The sequence below is a fragment of the Paenibacillus sp. 01T424 genome (genome assembly GCF_056398745.1).
Genome location: NZ_JBFTPZ010000009.1, coordinates 161,762 through 170,761, shown reverse-complemented (window position 1 = coordinate 170,761; position 9,000 = coordinate 161,762). Strand labels below are relative to the sequence as shown.

Here is a 9,000-nt window from a genome sequence, read left to right as displayed (position 1 = left end):
GCCGAGACCTGTGCCTCTAAGAGCTTGATCTACCCACAAAATATCGACCTCTATCCAATTCCAGCAAAAGACGCTTAATAGTCCGCCAAGGATTTTGCCTTCATCATCCTTTATCGTCAGGTTTATTTCCTCATAATTGTTTTTCAACTCGTCGGGGACATGCCCATGATTATACTCGATCAGTTTTCTTTTCACGTATTCGCTTTCTTCTTTGCTTCCATAAGTAATTTCAGCTGACACTAGTTTCCACCGCCAAATAAGATAATATAATGATCACTTTCCAATTATAGTATATTGCACATTCAAGATGAAGCGTTTTGCTTATTCATGGAAACGGCTGCGGAAGCTGCTTGGCGACTCTCCCGTCCAACGTTTGAACTGCCTGCTGAAGTGCGCAATATTATGGTAGCCAAGCCTCGCCGATATCGACTCTACCGTTGCTTCGGGATTCATCAACAGCAGCTTCGCTTTTTTCAGCATCAAAGTGGACAAATATTGACGGGGAGACACGCCATACACCTGGGTAAACATGCGATTGACCGACGACATGCTGTAACCCACCGAATCCGCAATTAATTTTATCGTCTCCATCTCGTCCTCCTGCTCTCTTCTGCTTGCCGCACCCTCAACCGTACGCTCCAGCATAGTCGCAATCTGTGCTGCTGCAGCCGATTTTCGTGCACCAGCCTCATCACCGCGGTTAAGCTCAGACAGCGTACCGCTTAATCCGGCAAACAGTTCAAATAAAGCAGACAAAATATTCATGCGAGATTCTACTCGTACCACTGCTTCTTCAGAGGTTAATGCCATTAATTTATCCAAAGCTGGCTTGATTGCTACTGCCAGCTCACTGCCAGCTTCGTGAAAACAATGGCTATTGCGAATAAGAAGCTCACGGAAAGACCTCTCATCCACGTCAAAATGCAAGCAGTAATAGGTCATTTCATCATTACAAACGACAGAGCTTTCATGATTGTCCCCTGGATTGAGCAATATAAGATCACCTGGACCTTGCTTATAGGCATGTCCGTTAACCTTCATCTCCTGCGTTCCCGATAATACGAGATTCACTTCAAATAGAGGATGCTTATGCAGCGGGTATTTCCATTCCGGATCAACCGTACGCCAGTGTGCTGCAAAAACACGGAAGGTGGAATCCATATCAGGCAGCATAAATTCCTTTCTAGCTGACTCTATTTTTATTTGCATAAGCGCGCTTCTCCTTCCTTATTTGCATGCCCAAAAATATGATTGATTTGGGTAAATATCAACATGGTATGGATATGGGAACGGGTTAAAATCATTGCTATGATATAGATAGTATAGATTACAATTCATTTCCTAAAAAGGAGAAAAGATATGACTGCCATCCAAAATCCGCTTTTACCTGGCTTTAATCCAGACCCCTGTATTTGCCGTGTAGGAGAAGACTACTATATTGCGGTTTCAACCTTCGAATGGTTTCCCGGCGTTGGCATTTACCACTCTAAGGATTTAAAAAACTGGAGGCTTGCCGCAAGACCTTTAAGCAGGCTCAGCCAGCTAAACATGATGGGCAATCCTGATTCTGGCGGTATTTGGGCTCCTGCACTATCCTATAGCGACAATAAATTTTGGCTGATCTATACCGATGTGAAAGTGACCGAAGGGCAATGGAAAGACTGCCACAACTATTTGGTTACCTGCGACACGATTGATGGTGAATGGTCCGAGCCCATTCATGTGAATAGCTCCGGCTTCGATCCATCGTTGTTCCATGACGAGGACGGCAAAAAGTATTTTGTAAACATGATGTGGGATCAACGGGTCGGCCATCACAACTTCTATGGTATTTTGCTACAGGAATACAGCGCGAGCGAGCAAAAGCTAATCGGCAAACCTGAAATTATTTTCAAAGGAACCGATATTAAGCTGACCGAAGCTCCTCACCTTTATAAAATGAATGGCTACTATTACTTGCTTACGGCTGAGGGCGGCACCAAATATGAGCATCAGGCGACCATCGCTCGCTCCAAACAGCTTGCCGGACCATATGAGGTGCATCCGGAAAATCCGTTAATCTCATCGTTCCATGCACCGCGTATTCCATTGCAAAAGGCTGGCCATGCTTCTATCGTTCAAACGCATACCGGCGAATGGTTCTTAGTGCATCTTGTTGGACGACCTCTCTCTAGAGAAGGCCAGCCGCTGCTTGATCCGCGTGGTTACTGCCCGCTTGGCAGAGAAACAGCTATTCAGCGGCTCGAATGGCGCAATGATTGGCCTTATGTCGTTGGCGGCAACCAGCCTTCCCTTGTCATTGAAGGACCTAACATTCCCGAAGTGAAATGGGAACGCGATTATCCAGTTAAGGATGATTTCGATAGCAGCACGCTAAATCTGCATTTCCAAAGCCTGCGCATCCCTTTAGGAGATCAAATTGTTTCTTTGACCGATAACCCTGGACATCTTCGTCTATACGGCAAAGAATCATTGACTTCTAAATTTACGCAGTCATTTATCGCAAGGAGATGGCAGCATTTCAACTTTACAGCTGAAACAAAAATCGCATTTCAACCGACGTCCTTCCAACAATCAGCTGGGCTTGTGAACTACTACAATACGCAAAACTGGACATCCTGCCAAATTTCATGGAATGAGGAAAAGGGAAGAATTTTGCAGCTTGTTGCATGCGATAATTTTTCGTTCTCTGAGCCGCTTCAAGGAAACGAAATAGCAATTCCAGAAGACGTTGCCTATGTGCATGTCCGTGTTGACGTAGAGAATACACTGTACTACTACTCTTATTCGTTTGATGGCAAGAGCTGGACTCGTCTGCCTGTAAACTTCGAATGCTACAAGCTATCGGATGACTACATTCAAGGCGGCGGCTTCTTCACAGGCGCATTCGTCGGCATGCAGTGTCAGGATACATCGGGACGCAGCCTGCACGCAGACTTTGATTATTTTATATACGACAATCATTAATGAAGCAAGAAAGCTTTTGGGAGCTGAGCATCGTTCCTAAGAGCTTTCTTTTTTTATACTTTGCATAAACGAAAGAACCTCCATAATCACTGCTGTGATTGGAGGTTCTTGTACGGTTCAGATACTGCCAAGTGGACGACGTCCCATCATCAGCTTTAGCCTTTGACCGAGCCTGCTGCTATGCCTTCAACGATACGATCGCTTAAGAATAAGAATGCAATCAATATTGGCAATATACTAATCATTAATGTAGCGCCGATTGCGCCCCAGTCCGTCGTATATTGGCCGATGAAGTTTTGCACGCCGACCGTCAGCGTTTTATAGGCATCTGAGCTTATAAATGTATTAACGAAAATAAATTCATTCCAATTATAAATCATGTTAATAATGCCTGTCGTTGCGATAACAGAGCCTGTCATCGGCAGTACGATTCGGAAAAATATTTTGTTCACGGAGCAGCCGTCGATAACCGCCGCTTCCTCTACCTCACGCGGCAAAGCATAATAGAAGCCAAGCAGGATCATAATCGTGATCGGCATATTGAACGCTACATAAGACAAAATAAGCGACAACGGATGATCAATAAGATGTATTTTGTTGAAAATGCTGAACAACGGAATGAGCGTCGAATGCACCGGAATCATCATCGCAACCATGAATAGACCGAGTACAAAAGAGCTGCCTTTCCACTTCAACCTTGTTATCGCGTAGGTAACTAGGCTGCCTAACACAATCGTAAGCACCGTCGCAACAACTGTAATCCATACGCTGTTGAAAAAATAAACATCAATATTTCCAGCGCTCCATACCTTCTCGTAATTTTCCCACCTAGGATTCATAGGCAGTGACAGCGGAGGAAGATTGAATACTTCCTGATTGTTTTTAAGCGAGAAAAACAGCAGCCATACGAGCGGGAAAATTTGCAATATGGCAACGACCGATAACACGATATATAGTACGGAATAACCCAGTTTGCTTGCTATCCAAGCGCCGGAGCTTTTGTTTCCGTTCCTCAGCTGTCCTGCAGTTCCGGGCATCATGAAGCTTCCCTCCTTACGAATATTGAATCGTATCTTTTGTAGCAGTCAATTTTCGGATTATCCAAGTTACGATGAGACAAATGATAAGCAGGAAGAAACCAATTGCACTGCCATAACCAAAGTCATATGCCCGGAAAGCCTGGTGATACATGTACGATGCCATCACTTCACTGGAACCGTTTGGTCCACCATCTGTCATGACATAAATCAGATCAAAGTATTTAAGCGATCCAACAATTGCCAGCACGATCGTTACTTTAATGACCTCCATCGCCAGCGGAAGCTTGATCTTGTAAGCGATTTGAAAGGCATTCGCGCCGTCAATCTTCGCCGCTTCCTCAAGTGAAGCTGGGATGTTCTTAAGCGCAGCGTAATAAATTAAAATATAAAAGCCCGCATACTGCCATAGGATTGGAATGAATAGAGCAAACAATACCAGTGAAGACTCAGCCAGCCATGCGGGAGGATTTGCAAACCCAATGGATTCGAGAAAGCTGTTCAGAATCCCATTCGTTGGATGATAAATTTTCAGCCAAAGCTGTGCAATCGCTACGGACGACAGCAGCATCGGAATCAAATATATTTTGCGAAAAAAATTGACGCCTTTTAGTTTGGCGGACAACACCATAGCAATAACTAAATAGAGAATGAGACTAAGTGTTGAAAAAACAGCTAACATAAGCGAATGACCAGCGCTGTTCCAAAACATTTTATCCTTAATTAGAGCTTGATAATTATCCAAACCAATAAATTTCATCGCTCCAATACCATTCCACTGGTTTAATCCATAATAGCCAGTCAGAACGATTGGAATATATACAATAGCTAATATCAGAAGCAGGGAAGGCAGCACATACAGCGCAATTATTCTTTTGTTCGACATGACCTTATCCAAATTAGCCGACTCCTTTCTCATTCTCAAGCAGTAAGCGTTTACCCGGCATCCTCTGCCGGGCAAACGGCTTCCCTGCTCCCTATTCTAGAAGCTGTCAGTTTCCTTTGGAAATGGCCGCATCATGCTCTTCAGAGAATTTCTCTGGCGTCACTGCTTTGCCGAATAACGCTTGAATTTGGTTGAGGTGCATTTCTGCGGCATTTGCTTGCATTTGTACATCTGCAAACAAGGTGATGCTGCTAGCTTTGTTCATTTCATTGAATAGATCTACATATAGCTGAGGCAGCTCAAGCTTGGAAGTATCCACCTTCGTTGCTGGAATAACACCTGCTCCAGTAACGGATTGCTCGCCCCATTTTTCCACAAAATATTCTACGAAAGCTTTCGCTTCTGCTTTGACGTTTGAGCTTTCTGAAACGAACAATCCAACGCCTGGTCCGCCTACCCAGCTGTTGATATCGCCTTTGCCGCCTTCAACCGTTGGGAACTTGAAGAAACCAACGCTGTCGCGGAACTCTTTAGGAATATCTTCATTCGTTGTGAAGTTAGGAAGCTCCCACGTACCCATCATGTACATAGCCGCTTTGCTGTTCAGAAACTCTGATTTTGCTTCTTCGTTGGACAAGCCGTTAAAGCCTTTTACGAATGCGTTGCTGTCTACTAGCGATTGAACCTCACTAGCCGCTTTTACCAGGTTTTCATCCTTGAAAGATCCTGAGCCGCTAATCGCTTTGGACAATGCTTCTTGTCCTGCAAAACGATCTGCAAGGTACATGTACCACAATGATCCAGTCCAACGATCCTTGTTGCCAAGGGCGATTGGCGCGACACCGTTTTCAGAGAGCGTTTTCACAACTTGCTTAAATTGCTCGTAGGTTTGCGGCACTTCCAGCTTGTATTTCTCAAAAAGCGCTTTATTGTAATATACCGGGGAAATATTGAATTCAAGCGGCAAACCATACGTTTTACCGTCTACAGCATAAGCCTCTGTTGTGCCGCTGACGAATTTGCCATTAAGATTTCCGCTAAGCAGATCATCCAGCGGTGTGAACAGCTTGCCCTCTACATACGGCTGAAGGAAGCCCGCTGCCCAAGTCACACCTACATCCGGCAGTTGATTTGATGCTGAAAGCACTTTCAATTTATTTTTATATTGTTCGTTATCCAGCACTTCTTGTTTGATCGTAACGTTAGGGTTCTCTTTTTGATATTCAGAAATAATTTGATTCACAATTTTGTTTTGTCCAGYCGATACGCCCTCAGGCCATAAGTGCATAAAATTAACCGTTACTTTCTCGGAACCGCTTCCATTTGCACCATTCTTTGAACCCTCTTTACCGCCATTGTTCGAATTTTGACCGCAGCCTGCTGCAACAACTGCAAGACATAGAGTCAATAGGAGAATCGTCCATTTCTTTTTGAACACGTTTACAACCCCTTTTCTGCTGGTGATAGATTTGAATCTTACAAATCCATTTTATCAACACGATGTCAGCATCGTAAGGGTACATGAATTGGGGAAAATACTACTTTTATTGGATTGTCTCCTCGGAATGAGCGATCGTTCTTCGGTATTGACCCGGGCTAGTTCCTTCAAGCGAACGAAACACTTTCACAAAATATTTCGCCGTTTGATAACCGACTTGTTCAGCAATATCAGCAATCGCAAGTCTTGTTGTAGACAGTAATTCCTTAGCTCTTTGCACCCTTTTTCTCGTCAAATAATCGCTAAACGTAAGCCCCGTCTGCTCCTTAAAGAGCACGCTGAGATAGCTTGCATTCATATGCAAATGGTCTGCTGTATCGCGCATAGTGAGTGGCTTCTGCAAATTGTCTTTTAAATACTGAATCGCTTCTTGCACCTGCGGGCTGTAGCTGTCTTCTTCCTGCGCAATATCCAGCAGCTTCGGGTCCATTAGCTTCTCCATGCGCTCAATCCGGTGTTTGCTTTCTTCTCTTTTCATAGCAAGCTCTACCGCTTTAATAAGTTTAGTCTTATCCAAAGGCTTGAGCAGATATTCGACCACACCAAACTGCAGCGCCTTCTGCGCGTAATCAAATTCAGGGTGACCCGAAATAATGATGACGACAGGAGGTTGCGGCAGCTGCTCGTTTATTCGCTCCACTAAATCGAGCCCTCCGATTTCAGGCATGCGTATATCGGTGATTAGCAAATTCGCCTCGTTAAGCGTAAGCCACTCCAACGCTTCTATTCCATTGGACGCGATCTCTATCCGATATTGTCCAGCCGACCATGCTTCAAGCACTTTGCGTACGCCTTCCCTCGTTCTCGGTTCATCATCCACGATCAGTATGGTTTTCAATTGGAATTCCCCTTCCATGTTCATTCGGTATCTCAAAGGCGACGGTTGTTCCACTGCCGATCTCACTCTTTATTTCCAAGCCTTTGGTTTCCAAATGATAATAAAGCAGCAATCTTCGCTCCACATTGCTTATGCCAACTCCAGTTCCTTTGGAGGAAGCTTGATGCTGACCTTTGTCCATTGCTGCGTATAACGCCCGAATTTTCTCCTCATCCATGCCTGGTCCATTATCCGTTACAGCGATGCGAGTATAACCCGTCCGCTCAGACGGCTCGACCCGAACAACAACGGTGCCTGCCCCAATTCGCTGCTCAACGCCGTGCAGAATCGCATTTTCCACGAGCGGTTGAATAAGAAGCTTAGGAATCGGCACGCTGCGGCAATTTTCATCTGATTCAACCTTCCATGTCAGCCTATCGATCATGCGCATATCCATTATTTTCAAATACCGCTGCGCATGCTCAAGCTCATCACCGATCGTTACCCATTCATCCTCATCCGCGTGTGAAATGACATATCGGAACAAACCAGACATCGCAATAACAACATCCGCCAGCTCCTCTTCGCCTTTCTCATCCAGGGCCCAATAAAAGGCTTCCAGCGTATTAAACAAGAAGTGCGGATTAATTTGCGCTTGCAGCGCCTTCAGCTCCGTCCGGCTTTGAACAATTTCCTTCTGATAAACAACATCAATGAGCTCATTCAAAGAGCCAACCATCTGATTGTACGTATTATTAAGCTCGTTAATTTCCATCGTTTTGGACGTAACCGGTATCGGCTTCAAGGTCCCGAACTTCGCATTGCGCATCACTTTAATCAAATTCAATATCGGGCGAGTAATCATCGTTGATAAAATAAAAGTTAAAATAAGAAATAACATGCCGCCTACTAAAATCGAAACAATAATAACGGTACGCAAAATTGAAATGCCTTCGGCAGCATACTTTATCGGCGTTAAAATAATAATTTTCCAGCCGGTCATTTCCGATTTTTTCTCAATGGCCATGAAACGTTCTCCGTCCAGCGCTACCGTCTCATCCCCTTGATTAAGCATCTTCTCAACGTCTACTTCCTTCGAAAAATCGGAGGTAATCGTCTGATTCTCGGCATCGAATAAACCCATCATTTCGCTGGAATTATTGTCAGCGTTTCCATTCGATTCCGTGAGCTCAAAATATTTTTTATCAATTTGCACCATCAAATACCCTGCATGCGAGAAGGAATGGTCAATAAGCCGAACATGGCGAATCGCAATGATGGAATCGGGGTACCTCGGGTCCATCCCGAACCAGACCAACCTGCCTCTTCCCTTGTCCACAAGGCTGAGCCAGCCCGTAGATACCCGGTTGTCCAAGCTTATATCCGTAAGCGGGAACAGCATCCGATAGTCGGTTGTATACAGCTCCAATGAGCGAATCCCCGTTGCATAAGCTTCTTGCTTTCGTATCTCCTGCTGAAGGGATTGACGTTCTTCAAAGCTGATCTTTCGTCCTTGCACCTCTTGTGCCATCAACCGCTGGATCGTTGCGCTTGTTGCTACCTGCATCGTAAACGTATCGATCTGCCGCAGCAGCACATCCAGCTTGCCTGTCGCTTGAACAGCCGTTTGTTGAATATGTTTTTCCGCATTGTTGCGCAGCAGAACCGAAACTTGATCATACGTAAAAAAGCCGACCGCCCCCAGCACGATAACCATAACGAGCATGAAGCCAAGGAAAATTTGATTACGCAATGTATTCATTTGTCCGAAACGATTCATGCCTACACTCCTTGT

At 44.8% G+C, this 9,000-nt stretch carries 7 protein-coding genes and 1 pseudogene; 1 reads left to right on the top strand and 7 read right to left on the bottom strand.

Going from position 1 to position 9,000, the window contains the following annotated elements:
* Positions 1-240 (bottom strand): annotated as a pseudogene (locus tag AC1DPK_RS10355) (GNAT family N-acetyltransferase); the annotation flags it as partial.
* 81 nt (positions 241-321) lie between these two features.
* Entirely contained in the window at positions 322-1,209 is an 888-nt protein-coding gene (locus AC1DPK_RS10350; protein WP_477510226.1) for an AraC family transcriptional regulator, read from the bottom strand.
* 150 nt (positions 1,210-1,359) lie between these two features.
* Here AC1DPK_RS10350 and AC1DPK_RS10345 point away from each other — a divergent pair, with 150 nt between their 5' ends.
* On the top strand, positions 1,360-2,967 hold the full coding sequence (locus tag AC1DPK_RS10345; protein WP_477510225.1) for a glycoside hydrolase family 43 protein: 1,608 nt from the start codon (positions 1,360-1,362) through the stop codon (positions 2,965-2,967).
* 155 nt (positions 2,968-3,122) lie between these two features.
* Here the strand turns inward: AC1DPK_RS10345 and AC1DPK_RS10340 are convergent, their stop codons facing one another.
* The 5 genes from AC1DPK_RS10340 to AC1DPK_RS10320 form a co-directional block, all read right to left on the bottom strand.
* Positions 3,123-4,007 carry a carbohydrate ABC transporter permease gene (locus tag AC1DPK_RS10340; RefSeq protein WP_076268734.1) on the bottom strand — a complete coding sequence of 295 codons (885 nt, stop codon included), beginning with the start codon at positions 4,005-4,007 and terminating at the stop codon, positions 3,123-3,125.
* Between the two features lie 13 nt (positions 4,008-4,020).
* Positions 4,021-4,902 carry a carbohydrate ABC transporter permease gene (locus AC1DPK_RS10335; protein ID WP_076268733.1) on the bottom strand — a complete coding sequence of 294 codons (882 nt, stop codon included), beginning with the start codon at positions 4,900-4,902 and terminating at the stop codon, positions 4,021-4,023.
* 94 nt (positions 4,903-4,996) lie between these two features.
* Positions 4,997-6,328, bottom strand: coding sequence for an extracellular solute-binding protein (locus AC1DPK_RS10330; RefSeq protein ID WP_477510224.1), 1,332 nt, complete (start codon positions 6,326-6,328; stop codon positions 4,997-4,999).
* Between the two features lie 106 nt (positions 6,329-6,434).
* A complete protein-coding gene (locus AC1DPK_RS10325) occupies positions 6,435-7,226 on the bottom strand; it encodes a response regulator transcription factor (RefSeq protein WP_477510223.1) in 792 nt (263 codons plus the stop codon).
* Positions 7,201-8,985, bottom strand: a complete 1,785-nt coding sequence (locus AC1DPK_RS10320) for a sensor histidine kinase (protein WP_477510222.1) — start codon at positions 8,983-8,985, stop codon at positions 7,201-7,203. The genes AC1DPK_RS10325 and AC1DPK_RS10320 overlap by 26 nt, the downstream gene beginning before the upstream one ends.
* Positions 8,986-9,000: the final 15 nt, after the last annotated feature.